Genomic DNA, 13,513 nt, shown 5'->3' with positions numbered 1-13,513 from the left:
TGTAGCATAAATCGAGTTGGGGACAACTATTTTGACCAATTTATAGCTAATGGCCTTTACCAAAAACCCGAACTTTTGAATACCATTTTTGGGCTTGGAATAAAAACATTAAGGTTCCCGATACTTTGGGAAAAAAATTGGGAAGACGAAAATACGCCTCCCAACTGGGCAATTGAAGACCAGTTAAAACTGCTGAGAGAAAATAAGATCAACATTATTGCCGGGTTGGTACACCATGGCTCGGGGCCGCGCTATGCAGAAATCCAGAGCGACGGCTTTGCAGAAAAGCTTGCCGAGTATGCCAAAAAGGTGGCCCTTAAATTTCCATGGATTGATGATTATACGCCCATCAACGAGCCGTTAACCACTGCACGGTTCTGCGGCCTGTACGGGTTGTGGTATCCGCATGCTAAGGATAGCAGGGTTTTCTTGAAGATTTTGATCAATGAATGTAAAGCTACTATTCTTGCAATGAGGGCCATACGAGAAGTAAACCCTAACGCGAGACTTGTTTTTACCGAAGATCTGACCAAGATTCATGGAACAACAGAACTGAAAAGCCAAACTGATTTTGAGAACGACCGTAGATGGCTTAGCATCGACCTGCTCTGTGGCAAGGTAAAAAATGGGCATCCCCTATGGGAATACCTCATGCAGCAAGAAATTAGTGAAGTACAGCTCCGCTTTTTTACCGATAATCCCATGCCTCCAGATGTGCTTGGCTTTAATTATTATGTTACCTCCGAACGTTACCTTGATCACAATCTCGACGGCCATCCGCCCGTCTCACATGGTGGAAACGGAATAATCAGCTATGCCGATATTGAAGCTGTTAGACATCCAGATGCCGCTATTGCGGGAATAGCTAACCTTTTACGTGAAGCATGGGAAAGGTATAACCTACCAATGGCCATCACCGAAGCGCATTTATGCTGTGGACGGGAAGATCAGCTGAGATGGTTAAAATCTATTTGGGATGCCTGCTCTACGCTTAACACTCAAGGGATAAAAGTGATCGCGGTTACCTTTTGGTCGCTCTTTGGTGCTTACGGCTGGGATAAATTGCTCACCGAAGAAAAGGGGACCTACGAATCCGGCGCTTTTGATGTTAGCTCGGGGAATGCGAGGCCTACGGCCATTGCTAAGCTGATTGAAATTTTAGCCTCCAACCAGTTGTACTCTAGTCCTGTAATTGATGGCCGGGGTTGGTGGCAGCGAGAAAGTACAACTGCTAAAAATATTAGGCCAGTACTCATCTTAGGCGGTTCGGGCACACTCGGATCTGCCTTTGCCAAAATCTGTATAGAACGAAATATTTCCTTTATCGCTCCCACACGAAAGAAACTTGATATTTCCAAGCCTGAACAAATTAGCAGCATAATTGAGGAACACCAGCCCTGGGCGATTATTAATGCCGCCGGATTTGTGAATGTAGAGGCAGCAGAACAAGAAGTGGAAGCTTGCTTCTTGGCCAATACCATTGGACCGTTAAATCTTGCTGAAATTTGTAAGACCTATGCTGTTCAGCTGTTGAGCTTCTCATCAGACCTTGTTTTTGATGGGACCAAAACGGCTCCCTATATAGAAAATGATTCCGTCCACCCGCTAAACATCTATGGTCTTAGCAAAGCTGAGGCAGAGCGCCAGCTAATGAGCCATTACCCCGATACGCTAATTGTTCGTACTAGTGCCTTTTTCGGTCCTTGGGATAAATATAATTTTGTAGCTATAGTATTGGAAAGCCTAAAAAAATCCAACCGTTTTAGTGCAATGGATGATGTATATATCACTGCTACTTACGTCCCTCACCTGGTACATGCCTCGCTGGATCTGTTAATTGATCAGCAATCTGGAATTTGGCACTTAAGCAATAGCGGTAAAGTAAGTTGGTATGAACTGGCAGTAGATATTGCTCAAAAAGCGGGATATGATGCAAATACTATCCAACGGATATCACAGTATGAATCAAATCTATTAGCGAAACGCCCAAAAAATAGTAGCCTTGAGAGCAGCAAAGGAGTGCTGATGCCCACGTTAGAAAAAGGCCTTGATGAATATTTTCACTATTTCCCTGAACTACTTCCCAGAGTAGCGATAGTTTAAATAAATCATCACCCCTGCGCATAAAAAAGAAAACGCATTGGTAACCATGATCGGCATTTCGCCAAGAAGCATCCCATACCAAAACCACATTCCGTTTCCGGCCAACAGAACAATAAACATCAAAGGAGAAACGGCCTGCGCTTTTTTCTCCTTGATCACTTTAAAAATCTGCGGAAGCGAAGACACTGCAGTTAGTATTCCAGCACTGATGCCAACAATTGTTTTAATGTCCATAGCAGCTTAGGTTTGGCGATTAAACAGCCCCAAGATGTAATTGTTTGATTTATTTGGGGCTTAACGTGCGATGATGAGCTGTTGGAAGTATAAAACTTAAGTAGGTCTTACCAAAAGTCATGCTGAACTGTCGAAGCACAAAATGAGCTAAAGTAAGTCTTCCCAACGGTGTCATGCTGAGCTTGTCGAGGCACAAAAGAACCTCAATTAGGTCTTCCCAAAAGTGTCATGCTGAGCCTGTCGAAACATAAAATCAGCTAACGTAAATCTTCCCAACGGTGTCATGCTGAGCCTGTCGAAGCACAAAATGAGCTCAAGTAAGTCTTCCCAAACAATGTCATGCTGAGCTTGTCGAAGCACTAAAAGACTTAACTAGGTCTTCGACCGGCTCATACTGACAACTATACATTAGAATTATCACCAAAAGTGCCATGTGAGCTTCTCGAAGCACAAAAAAGACTTAACTAGGTCTTCGACAGGCCCAGACTGACAACTTATATTGGTCTCATCGCTAAACGCCCATCTCTTACAGTATTACTCCACCGTATAACTACGTTAAAACAAATAATTATCCCCAATCCGAAAATAGCTAAAACAATATTAGCGAAATCTTCTTATAAGGGCGTAACCACGGTGCAACTTCCTAAAGGAATTAAAACCAGACTACAAACATTTCATTTACCTAAATTATATATTATGTTCTACCATGTAAAAGACCTTCAATTTAACGCAAGAGTATCGCGTCCAGACCCAAGATTTGCTAACATCCTTCTTGAACAGTTTGGAGGAGAAAACGGCGAATTAGCAGCTGCAATGCAGTACTTTACCCAAGCTTTCGGCGCAAAGATGCCACACCCCGATAAGTATGATATGTTAATGGATATCGCTACCGAGGAATTTAGTCACCTAGAAATAGTTGGTGCAACTATCCAGATGCTGTTAAAAGGAGTAAACGGCGAATTAAAATACGCCGCAGACAGCGAAGAAATTATGCAAGTGATGGAAGGAAGCGAAAAACGTGAATCTATCATTCATAAAGCACTTTCGGCCAATCCTCAGTTCGATATCCTCGCTACAGGAGGTCCAAGATTAACGAATAGCCAAGGTATTCCATGGTGTGGATCATATATCCATTCTAATGGCGACCTTACGGTTGATTTGAGAAGTAACTTGGCTTCAGAATCTAGAGCAAAATTGGTATACGAGCATCTGATGAAGTTTACCGATGATCCATATGTGAAAGAAACACTATCATTTTTAATGACAAGAGAAGTTGCCCATTACAAAATGTTTGAGGCCGCTTTGTCTACCATCCAACCTAACTTTCCACCGGCAGTACTTCAGGCAGATCCAAGATTTACCCAGCAGTATTTTAACCTTTCTAATGGCGATGCCTTTAAAGGACCTTGGAACGAAGGCGAAATACCAGATATGGGCAAAAACTGGGAATTCATCGCAGATCCGATCAGCCATGTACAGCAAACTGTTGGGCTTACCGAATTGCCAGATAACAAAGAAGAAGAAATGGCTGAAACTAAAAAACTAGATCAGCAGATGAGCGAAATGAAAAGCGATGAGGTAATCAGCTCAGAGCCTGAAGGAGTAGCTCAATGGAGCGATTATGCAATTCCTGAAAAAGAAGCATAAACAGCGTTCTTGATGCTTCCCCCTCACACTAAAATTATAAAGAAATAATAGTTCAAAAAAAAATAATAATATGGCAACCACTAAAAAAGCGGCAAGTACCGCAGCAAAAAAAAACCCTGCTAAGGGCACAAACTCTTCTGCTAAGCCAGAAGAAAACGAATTCCAAGAGTTCTTTGTAGACGAACTTAAAGACATCTATTGGGCTGAAAAACATTTGGTAAAAGCTCTTCCCAAAATGAAGAAAGCGGCTACTAGTCCAGAATTGGCCGCAGCCTTTGAAAAGCACGCCCAAGAAACCCAAGTTCATATCCAGATCCTAGAACAGGTATTTGGATTGTTAGATGAGAAAGCAGCTGCAAAAAAATGCGATGCCATGGCAGGATTACTTGAAGAAGCAGACGGCATTATAGAAGATACCGACGCCGGCACAATGATCCGCGATGCGGGATTAATTCTAGCTGCACAAAAAGTAGAACACTACGAAATTGCTACCTACGGAACGCTTGCGGTATTTGCGAGAACAATGGGACGCGATGATGTAGCTGAACTATTAGCTCAGACTTTAGAGAATGAAAAGGCAACGGATGTGGCGTTAACCACTATTGCCGAAGGCTTGGTAAACGCACAAGCGGTAGAAGAATAACAAAGATTGTTTTCATAGACGATTGGCTCCTGGGGATTTTCTTTAGGAGCCTTTCTATTTTGGGCATAGGGCATGGAGCGGAGAGCGGAGAAAGATGCAACAACTATATTTTAAATCCAATTATTCTACTTTTATGATATTTAATTTCCTTAATTTATTATTTGAGCCTGTATTTTTTTATATTTGAGTTTACATTAGAATAATTCATACGGGATGCTAGAATTAGGAAAAAAAATCAGGTTATTAAGACAAGCTAAGGGCTGGTCTCAGGGAGATGTTGCTGCAAAGATCGGCATCTCGGTTTCCGCTTTTTCGAAAATAGAAAAGAACATTACCGATATCAGCATTTCGAGGATAGAACAATTGGCGGAACTATTTAATATTTCTTTGCAAGAACTTATTTTAGAACCTGAACAACAAGGGTTTAATTATCAAGACCAATTGAAAAAGTCTAATGAGATTATAGAACAGCAGTATACTAAAATCATAGCTCTCCAAGAATATATCATTTCTCTTTACGAAATGATGCATCCCACAAAGAACATTTCAAATACCAATAGTTCTAAAAATTAACAAGAAGTACCTAATGTCTTAGAATTAATTAGGTTGGCGGCCTTCAATTAAATTATTAATTGTATTAAATAGTTTATTTACATCAAAAGGCTTACTTAAAATCGCATCTGCTAAAAAATTGGTGGCCACGGCAGGCCCATCAAAGATTGTAGATGCACTCATTAAAACGATGGGAAGGTTCTCTGTTAGAGAAGATCGTTTCATTTCTGTGCAAATAGTTAGTCCGTTTTCCTGCCCAAGCATCACATCCATCAGCATCACATCAGGCTGGAAGTCGGTTATTGCCCTACTAATTTTACTGGGTTCATTAAGCATACATACCTCGAAACCCTCACTTTCAAAAAGCAGGCCTAGTACATCTAGATTATCCGGGCTGTCATCTACAATCAATATTCTTTTCATATCTAGTGCTATTATTCAACTTTTTAAGAACCTATTCCAAGCGTTCCAATAGCCTTGCTAAGTACTTAATAATGCATGGAGCACAACGGTAAATACGCATAGGGTAGTTTATTTCACGGAATGTACCACAATATTTTCAATTAAAAATAATTATTCTACTTTAAGAATATTTTATTTCAAACAAAGAAAATTAAAAGGAGGCGATTTAAATTCTATTATAAGGGGTACAACTATCGGGAATACATAACTAAAGCACTTATTCTCCCAATCAATAGGCAATGAGTTCTATGGTCACTTTATTTCATTTCTAAAAACGACACCAAATAATTCATTAACTAATCAGAATTAATTGGAAATGGGCCGTTTTTTTCTTAAGTTGCATATCATAAACAAGAGAAAAATAAATACCAACACTTGATGTTATACCCCTTATCTCTTTAGACGCCATTGCCAACTCATCAGGGAATTAAGTTCAACGACTACCGATATAAATCAACCCTAAAAGGCTGTTACCAGCGTGAAAATGAAATACGACTATCAGATAAACTGCTATTGCTTTAACCCCAATTGCAAAAATTCAATTTTCTACCCTGTTACTTGCATAGTGATAAAAAGATCATTTGTGGAAGTTACCACTAAGGGAACAGTATGTGAAAAGTGTAGTCAACAATTGGTATCGGCACCTCTACTTCAGATGAGTCGTCAAATCAATTATGCCCTGCATCACGAAAAAACACTAAAATGCTTTATTATAGATGACGATCCGTTGTTCCAAACACTAGCAAAGGAATTATTTGTACACTCAAAAACATTTTCTGATTCTACGCATATCAACAATGGTCCTGAAGCATTAGCCTTTTTGTTTAAACATAAAAATCAGACCGCCCTTTTGCCTGACTATATTTTCTTAGACGTTAACATGCCCCTGATGGATGCTTGGGAATTTCTTGATGAATTTGAAATGATTGAAGCGAGCTTGGATAAAATAATTAAGATTTATGTGATTACCGGAAGTGTAAATCCGGTCTACCGTGAACTGATTAAACCTTATCATTCTGTGAAAGACATCATTACAAAAGATTTTGATCTCGAGTTCTTAGACGCTATCTGCTAAAATTATGGCAAAGGTTACACAAAATACCGCGCTAGAGGAGCCCCATCACATCGTTGCAATTGGTGCGTCTGCAGGCGGAATAGAAGAACTGAACCTATTTTTCGATAACACTCCTATGGATGGGGTATGCTATATTATTATACAGCACCTTTCAAAGGATTTTAAGAGCAGAATGGCCGAATTGCTTGCCCATCATAGCAGCTTAACCGTTTTAGAAGCACAAGAGGGCTCGAAGGTAAGGCCAAACTATGTCTATTTGGTGCCTAGTGATAAATTCATGACCATAAGTGGCGGCAAACTTAAACTCAAGGAAAAAGTTTCTTCGGGTCGGCCCCACCTTACCATCAATGCTTTTCTTATCTCTCTGGCAAAAGATGCCGGCAAAAAAGCGATTGCTATTATTTTATCTGGATTAGGTTCTGATGGTACCTTGGGTATAAAGGCCATAAAGAAAGCCGGAGGAATGGTTATAGCAAGAAATCCATTAGGATCTGAGTTTGGGAGCATGCCCACTAGTGCAATTGAGACCGGTCTGGTGGATTCTGTGCTTGAGCCAGAACAAATGCCAACAGCAATCGCACAACATGTGGAGAAAAGCATAACAGCTTTAACTATGAAGGGAGAAGACCAGGAAGTAATTTCGGATATCCTAAAAATGATCCATATGCAGCTTCCTTTAGATTTTTCTGAATATAAGCAAAGTACCATTGCTAGGCGAATTAGCAAGCGAATAGCTTCTGGCAGTTTCCCTTCTATGGAAAAATATGTGAATCATCTGCGCACCTCTCCAGAAGAAGTTAAGGCCTTAGCCCAAGACTTGCTGATCAGTGTCACCGCATTTTTTAGGGATAAGGATGCTTACGACTACCTAGAAACAAAAGTAATTTCCGAGCTACTATCTAATCTTCCATCTGATGGACAGCTTAAGATCTGGGTAGCGGGATGTGCCACCGGCGAAGAAGCCTATTCTATGGCCATGCTGGTTTGCGAACAGCTTACCGGTCCTTATAAAAATATAACAGCAAAAATATTTGCAACAGATATAGACCAACCTGCTCTTCAACATGCAACAAAGGGTATGTATGATATTGCACTCGCTAAAAATCTTTCGGCAGAAAGGCTAGAGCGGTTTTTCATTACTGAAGGGTCAACCATCCAGATTAAACCCGAAATCAGAAGAATGGTAATCTTTGCCCAGCACGACCTTACACGTAACCCGCCCTATTGTAATCTTCAACTCATTTCGTGCCGCAATCTGCTGATCTACATGACGCCAACCTTGCAAAAAAAGGTATTTAACATGCTCCATTTCGGACTTAGGTTAAATGGTTATCTCTTTTTAGGTTCGAGTGAAAGTCCTACGCCGATCATGGACAAGCTAGAAGTTGCGAATAAGAAATATAAAATATACAAAAATATCCAGGTAGACCGGCATCCCCGTTTCGAATCGTTCACGATGCCCGAAATACTCGATGCGCGCCATGCACTACAAGTGCTACCTCCCATCCTCCCCTCCAAACCTTCGGTTAATAATCTAGCCGAAGCTGTAAGTGAAGAATTGAGTGATGGGCTAGGCTGTCTTACCATTTGCATTGATCAGCTGCAAAATGTAGTAAAAACCTACGGTGATACGGGAAAATACCTCATCCAAAAAAACTTTACGCTTAATCTTACCGAACTGTTGCCTAGGCCATTAGCTATTGTGTTTAACAGTTTATTGCTCCAAGCAGAAAAAACAGGCGAAAGAGCGTCCATCATTGGACTAAATCTCGCTACTGAAAAAAGCAGTGATGACCATCACGTAAATATTTCTGTAAGCCCACTGTCGTATAAAACAGCGGATGGAACATTTTTTATGGTTTGCATAAGTGATAATTCAACATCAAATTTAGCCATACAAAGTAAAGTATTTGATGAAACCTTTTATCATGATCAGTATATTCTAAACCTTGAAGAAGAACTTCGCGACCATCGTGGCCAGCTGTATGCAGCACAAGAGCGATTGGAAGTTACCAATGAAAACATGCAATCATTTAATGAAGAGCTCCTTTCTGCCAATGAGGAGATGCAAAGCACAAATGAGGAAATGCAATCGATCAATGAGGAACTGCAGACCATAAACAGCGATTATCAAGCAAAGAATCGGGAGCTGGTAGAACTCAACGACGACCTAAACAATTACTTTAAAAGTAACATTACTGCTCAGCTTTTCGTAAATCTTAATATGCAATTGGTTAAATTTTCTCCGGGCGCATTTATGCTGATCAATTTACGGGAAAGTGATATTGGGCGGCCATTAAGTGATCTTACTACAAACATTAAAATCCATACCATCATTGCTGATATCGAAGAAGTATTGGAGAAGGGAACCATAATAAGACGTGAGATCCAAACCAACGATGATAAGTGGTACCAAGTAATAACAATGCCTTATATGCGCGAATTAACCCGCCAACAAACGGGGGCCATTATTACTTTTAATGATGTAACGGAGCTGAAAATCGCTAAAATTGAACTCGACGTTAAGAATAAAGCGCTAGAAAGGATAAATGCAGATCTCGATCATTTTATACATGCTGCTTCTCATGACCTGTTGGCTCCATTAACTAATATTGAGCTCAGCATTGCGGCTATGAACCGCATTACGGTAAACGATACGAAGTTGTTAAATTGCATTAACATCATCAATAATTCGATTACTAAATTTAGTGCGCTGATTAAAGACATCGCTGTTATAGCCGAGACCGAGAGCGATATTGACCGTGAAGAAGTGGATTTAAAAAAGCTGCTTGATGATATCTTATGGAGCCTTGAATCCAAAATGAATGCTTTAAACGCAAAAATTACAATGGATCTTAAAGTTTCACGCATTATTTTTTCGAAAAAGAATCTCAGGAGTATCCTCTATAACCTAATATCTAATGGGATCAAATTTCATAATGATCAGATTCCAGAAGTTCATATTTTGGCGAAGAAAGAAGAGGGATATATTGCACTATCAGTTCAAGATAACGGGAAAGGTATTAGAAAAAGCGACTTCCATAAGATTTTCGATCTTTACGGCAGGCTAAACCAGCATATTGAAGGTCATGGAATTGGGCTTTATTTAACAAAGAAAATCATAAACGCCGCTGGGGGCAATCTTATTGTAGAAAGCGAACTGGGAAAAGGAAGTAAATTTACCATCTATATTAAAGATCAAGAAAATTAGGCAGGAATGTCTTCCATAAGTTCCTGGTCGTCGGCGGTCAGGATCTTACGGATCCGATCTATATGCACTTGAGAAGCGGCTGCTCTTTCTAAACTTGACTTAGCGGCAGCACCTTTTTGTTTTTTTGAAAAATGGGTTAGCAGATTTCTTCGTTCTTCGAACATTCTTAGCGCCGTCCACATGGTTTCTTCAATTTTTTTGGTTTGTTCTGCTAGTAGTGACTTAGCTGTATAGGCATGCCCTGTGTGACAGCGAAAACGAAGAAGCGGTCCTTTATCGATCTGCCAAAGTACACCTCCACAACCAGGACAGTTAAACGGAACCTGATCACCCAGTGAATTTACCGAGGCAAGGTCGCTAAGCACCCGTTCTGCTATTTTTGCTTCTCTTACAATATCTTTGGGAATCTCAACCGCCTTAGGCTCTTTATCCAAAAGTAATTTGGTTAATAGTCCTCCCATTTGTGTAACTGCTACCTGATAATCAGCTTTTACCTGCGCAAGTGCATTGTTAGGCATATCCGGATAGTCTGCATCGGCAGGGTCTTGCACTATGCACAGTCCACCGCATCTTTTAATAGCGGTTAATCCCGAGGTGCCGTCGTCAAGATATCCCGTTAAAACAATTCCTATAGTTTTATTTCCAAAAGCTACGGCCGCAGAGCGAAAGAGTGGATCTATTCCTGGGCGATAGCGGTTTTCTTTTGCCCCTTTGGTTACCCTAAGAAGTCCACCTTTCTCAATCATTAAATGATGATCAGATGGTGCTAGATAAACATGTCCTGCTAAGGCTTTGGTTCCGTTAATAGCATGGGCACATTTTAACTTGCCCATCTCGTTCAAGGCATTTAACAACACATCACCTGTAGCATCTGGAGAGATATGCATTACAACTAATATTGGGACTGGAAAATCTGCTGGTAGCTGGGCAATTAGGGTTGAAATGGCATTAAGACCTCCCGCTGATGCTCCGATTACCACCACCCTATCCAAGGTTTTACCCTTAGTAAGTTCTATTTTTGTTTTCATTGTCTCGTTAATAACATCCACGGCACATTTAATCTCTATAAGAAGCATATTGGGCTCATATTGTTTTAATTATAAAAACAAATACAGAATAATATATGGTGACGGCGGGACTGGATGTGCATATCTCCTTTCTAATCAATGCACATATATGTGGATTTACAAGCTTAGATGTTCTTATATTTCTTATATGGTTATTAATAAAATTATAAAAACAAATACAGAATAATATATGGTGACGGCGGGACTGGATGTGCATATCTCCTTTCTAATCAATGCACATATATGTGGATTTACAATCTTAGATGTTCTTATATTTCTTATATGGTTATTAGTAGAATTAGCAGCCGAGCGGCAGAGACACCATAAAAACCGACCCTTCGCGGAGCTTGCTCTCAACAGTAATCCTTCCGCCCCCAAGGTTAACAATTTCACGCACTAAAAAGAGCCCCACTCCTGTTCCTTCAACCGAACCTTCTACCCGTTGGTATTTGGTGAAGATCCTTTTCAAGTCTTTTGCCGCCATGCCGATGCCGTTGTCTGTTACGGTGATGATCAGCTGCCCCTCATCGCAAACTGTAGTAATCCTGATTTTCGGAACTCTATCTGGGGATCTATATTTAATAGAATTGTTAACCAAGTTATACATAATGCTGCGCAGTTTCCTACGAACAAACATGATTTCAGAATGGCATATATCGGTTTCAATTTCAGCACGAGAATCAAAGATTTGGGGAGCTAATGTTAATCTTACATCTTCGATAATCTGTTCAAAGGTTAGCAATTCTTTCACCCCTTGGTATCGATGCTCTGCCTGACGGGAGTTGGTCAACTCGCGAACAATCTCCTGCATTTTAACAAGACTGTTCTCTAACTTCTCCAATAAAAAGGGAAACCTCTCCATACCTTTTTCAGGGACTTTTTTCAGCAATTCAATAGTCATTCCCAAACTGGTAAGCGGGGTCTTAATGTCATGCGAAATCGTATCCAGCAACAGCTCATGTTCCGCTATCAGCTTTTCCTGCTCCTTGAGGTCGTGGATGCGCATAGTAATCTCTACAAAGGTGATGATCACGCCATTGCTTTTCTTTTCCTTGGCAACCAAATAGGGCAAAATATTCATTTGGTACCAGCGCATATCAGTGGTCTGGATTTCTTTTTCCAATACCTCTCCTGTACCTATCACCTGCTGGATGTTCTCGATAATGCTCGGAAACCTGAAATTATCTTTGATATCTGCTATGGGCTTTCCCACATCATCCAAATCCAGTTTAAACTGCGTCATTGCAGGCGGAGTAAACTTACGCAGCACCAGATTGGCATCTACAAACAGTTGGGGTATAATGGTATTTCGGAAATAGTTTTCCAGTTCGTCGTTAAGTTCAATTAGCGCACTGATCTGCTGGCTTTTGTTCTGCATCGGATTTCCCTGCCAAAAAAAGTACAGCAGTGATGGAAGTTAGAAAAAAGTTTTGGAGTTTTGATTTATATTCCCAAAACTGTTAAGAAATAAAAATACTCTTTTACACTTCATAATTTTAAAACTATTTGCATCCAATCGAGGTTTCCCTATTGTCCAAATCCGCCACCCATGGAAAAATCCGTATTCTTATTAGAGGACAATGACGACCTGCGAGAACTGATCAGTTATTTCTTGCAAGACGAAGACCTGCAGGTTACCTCGTTCCCAAATGTAGAGAGCTTCAATGCAGGAATCGCTAAAGAATTGCCTAATATATTTATACTAGACATTCAATTACCTGATGGAAATGGAGTAGATGTGTGCAATATGATGATATCAAATCCCGATACAGCCCATATTCCGGTTATTCTAATGTCGGCACATATGGATGGAAAGGATATCTCAAGTACATGCGGGGCAGCAGACTTTATCGCTAAACCCTTTGACGTTTCCGACTTTGTGAAGAGGGTAAAAACTTACCTAGAAAACTGATTGTGTTTGTTGGCGTTCCGAGGCACGATTATTATTTCACCACCTGAGACACCTTAGGCAGCTAAGAATGTGGTGGAGCCCGCTTTCGCCTTGCGAGCGAGGCACGAAGCGAAGCAATCTCCTTGCCGTAATATACTTTTTCACCATCTAAGACATCTAAGACCAGCTAAGAGTGTGATGCACAGCGGCACGATGTATTTTTTCACCACCTATAAACCTTAGGCAGCCAAGATTTGGCCACAAGCCTAACCCATTTTCGGCTTTGCGAGCGAGGCACCAAGCGAAGCAATCTCCTTGCCGAAATATATTTTTTTCACCATCTCAGACATCTAAGAACAGCTAAGAATGTCATGCAGAGTATTAGTTACCCATAGGCTTTTGACTTTGCGTTCTTTGCGAATCCCTTGCGTTCTTTGCGTTTAAAATCTTCACCACCTTAGACAGCTTAGACAGGTAAGAATGTCATGCAGAGTATTAATTACCCATAGGCTTTTGACTTTGCGTTCTTTGCGAATCCTTTGCGTTCTTTGCGTTTAAATTTTTCACCACCTTAGACAGCTTAGACAGGTAAGAATGTCATGCAGAGTATTAGTTACCCATAGGCTTT

11 protein-coding genes are annotated in these 13,513 nt (G+C 40.5%); 7 read left to right on the top strand and 4 right to left on the bottom strand.

What is annotated here, in order from left to right; genetic code table 11:
• Positions 1-75 precede the first annotated feature (75 nt).
• Complete coding sequence (locus AC6H0V_RS04140) at positions 76-2,103, top strand: sugar nucleotide-binding protein (RefSeq protein ID WP_497562448.1); 2,028 nt, start codon at positions 76-78, stop codon at positions 2,101-2,103.
• Here AC6H0V_RS04140 and AC6H0V_RS04135 read toward each other — a convergent pair.
• The gene (locus AC6H0V_RS04135) at positions 2,077-2,337 is read right to left on the bottom strand and encodes a SemiSWEET family sugar transporter (RefSeq protein WP_497562447.1); all 261 of its coding nucleotides are present in this window, start codon (positions 2,335-2,337) and stop codon (positions 2,077-2,079) included. The two genes, AC6H0V_RS04140 and AC6H0V_RS04135, sit on opposite strands and share 27 nt — an antisense overlap.
• Positions 2,338-3,033: 696 nt before the next feature.
• Between AC6H0V_RS04135 and AC6H0V_RS04130 the strand changes: the two genes are divergently transcribed.
• The 3 genes from AC6H0V_RS04130 (at position 3,034) to AC6H0V_RS04120 (ending at position 5,200) form a co-directional block, all read left to right on the top strand.
• Positions 3,034-3,984, top strand: coding sequence for a manganese catalase family protein (locus AC6H0V_RS04130; protein WP_497562445.1), 951 nt, complete (start codon positions 3,034-3,036; stop codon positions 3,982-3,984).
• Positions 3,985-4,054: 70 nt separating this feature from the next.
• Positions 4,055-4,627: a YciE/YciF ferroxidase family protein gene (locus tag AC6H0V_RS04125; protein ID WP_497562444.1), complete on the top strand. Its 573-nt coding sequence runs from the start codon at positions 4,055-4,057 to the stop codon at positions 4,625-4,627.
• Positions 4,628-4,840: 213 nt separating this feature from the next.
• Complete coding sequence (locus tag AC6H0V_RS04120) at positions 4,841-5,200, top strand: helix-turn-helix domain-containing protein (RefSeq protein WP_497562443.1); 360 nt, start codon at positions 4,841-4,843, stop codon at positions 5,198-5,200.
• 24 nt (positions 5,201-5,224) lie between these two features.
• On the opposite strand, the gene AC6H0V_RS04115 is transcribed toward AC6H0V_RS04120, so the two are convergent.
• Positions 5,225-5,602 (bottom strand): response regulator, encoded by a 378-nt coding sequence (locus AC6H0V_RS04115; protein WP_497562442.1) that lies wholly within the window; start codon positions 5,600-5,602, stop codon positions 5,225-5,227.
• 622 nt (positions 5,603-6,224) lie between these two features.
• Between AC6H0V_RS04115 and AC6H0V_RS04110 the strand changes: the two genes are divergently transcribed.
• Positions 6,225-6,716 (top strand): response regulator, encoded by a 492-nt coding sequence (locus AC6H0V_RS04110; RefSeq protein ID WP_497562441.1) that lies wholly within the window; start codon positions 6,225-6,227, stop codon positions 6,714-6,716.
• Positions 6,717-6,720: 4 nt separating this feature from the next.
• Positions 6,721-9,927, top strand: a complete 3,207-nt coding sequence (locus tag AC6H0V_RS04105; RefSeq protein WP_497562440.1) for a chemotaxis protein CheB — start codon at positions 6,721-6,723, stop codon at positions 9,925-9,927.
• On the opposite strand, the gene AC6H0V_RS04100 is transcribed toward AC6H0V_RS04105, so the two are convergent.
• Complete coding sequence (locus AC6H0V_RS04100; RefSeq protein WP_497562439.1) at positions 9,924-10,955, bottom strand: chemotaxis protein CheB; 1,032 nt, start codon at positions 10,953-10,955, stop codon at positions 9,924-9,926. The genes AC6H0V_RS04105 and AC6H0V_RS04100 overlap by 4 nt on opposite strands.
• A gap of 337 nt (positions 10,956-11,292) precedes the next feature.
• Positions 11,293-12,372, bottom strand: a complete 1,080-nt coding sequence (locus AC6H0V_RS04095; protein WP_497562438.1) for a sensor histidine kinase — start codon at positions 12,370-12,372, stop codon at positions 11,293-11,295.
• Positions 12,373-12,543: 171 nt separating this feature from the next.
• Here AC6H0V_RS04095 and AC6H0V_RS04090 point away from each other — a divergent pair, with 171 nt between their 5' ends.
• Complete coding sequence (locus tag AC6H0V_RS04090; protein WP_497562437.1) at positions 12,544-12,906, top strand: response regulator transcription factor; 363 nt, start codon at positions 12,544-12,546, stop codon at positions 12,904-12,906.
• The last annotated feature ends 607 nt before the right edge of the window (positions 12,907-13,513 follow it).

Source organism: Pedobacter sp. NO84, assembly GCF_059703915.1.
This window is presented reverse-complemented; position numbering and strand designations above follow the sequence as displayed.

Excerpts from the sequence above, each read along its gene's own strand:
- AC6H0V_RS04135 (WP_497562447.1), bottom strand. The coding sequence starts at position 2,337 with ATGGACATTAAAACAATTGTTGGCATCAGTGCTGGAATACTAACTGCA.
- AC6H0V_RS04130 (WP_497562445.1), top strand. The coding sequence starts at position 3,034 with ATGTTCTACCATGTAAAAGACCTTCAATTTAACGCAAGAGTATCGCGT.
- AC6H0V_RS04125 (WP_497562444.1), top strand. The coding sequence starts at position 4,055 with ATGGCAACCACTAAAAAAGCGGCAAGTACCGCAGCAAAAAAAAACCCT.
- AC6H0V_RS04120 (WP_497562443.1), top strand. The coding sequence starts at position 4,841 with ATGCTAGAATTAGGAAAAAAAATCAGGTTATTAAGACAAGCTAAGGGC.
- AC6H0V_RS04115 (WP_497562442.1), bottom strand. The coding sequence starts at position 5,602 with ATGAAAAGAATATTGATTGTAGATGACAGCCCGGATAATCTAGATGTA.
- AC6H0V_RS04105 (WP_497562440.1), top strand. The coding sequence starts at position 6,721 with ATGGCAAAGGTTACACAAAATACCGCGCTAGAGGAGCCCCATCACATC.
- AC6H0V_RS04100 (WP_497562439.1), bottom strand. The coding sequence starts at position 10,955 with ATGAAAACAAAAATAGAACTTACTAAGGGTAAAACCTTGGATAGGGTG.
- AC6H0V_RS04095 (WP_497562438.1), bottom strand. The coding sequence starts at position 12,372 with ATGCAGAACAAAAGCCAGCAGATCAGTGCGCTAATTGAACTTAACGAC.
- AC6H0V_RS04090 (WP_497562437.1), top strand. The coding sequence starts at position 12,544 with ATGGAAAAATCCGTATTCTTATTAGAGGACAATGACGACCTGCGAGAA.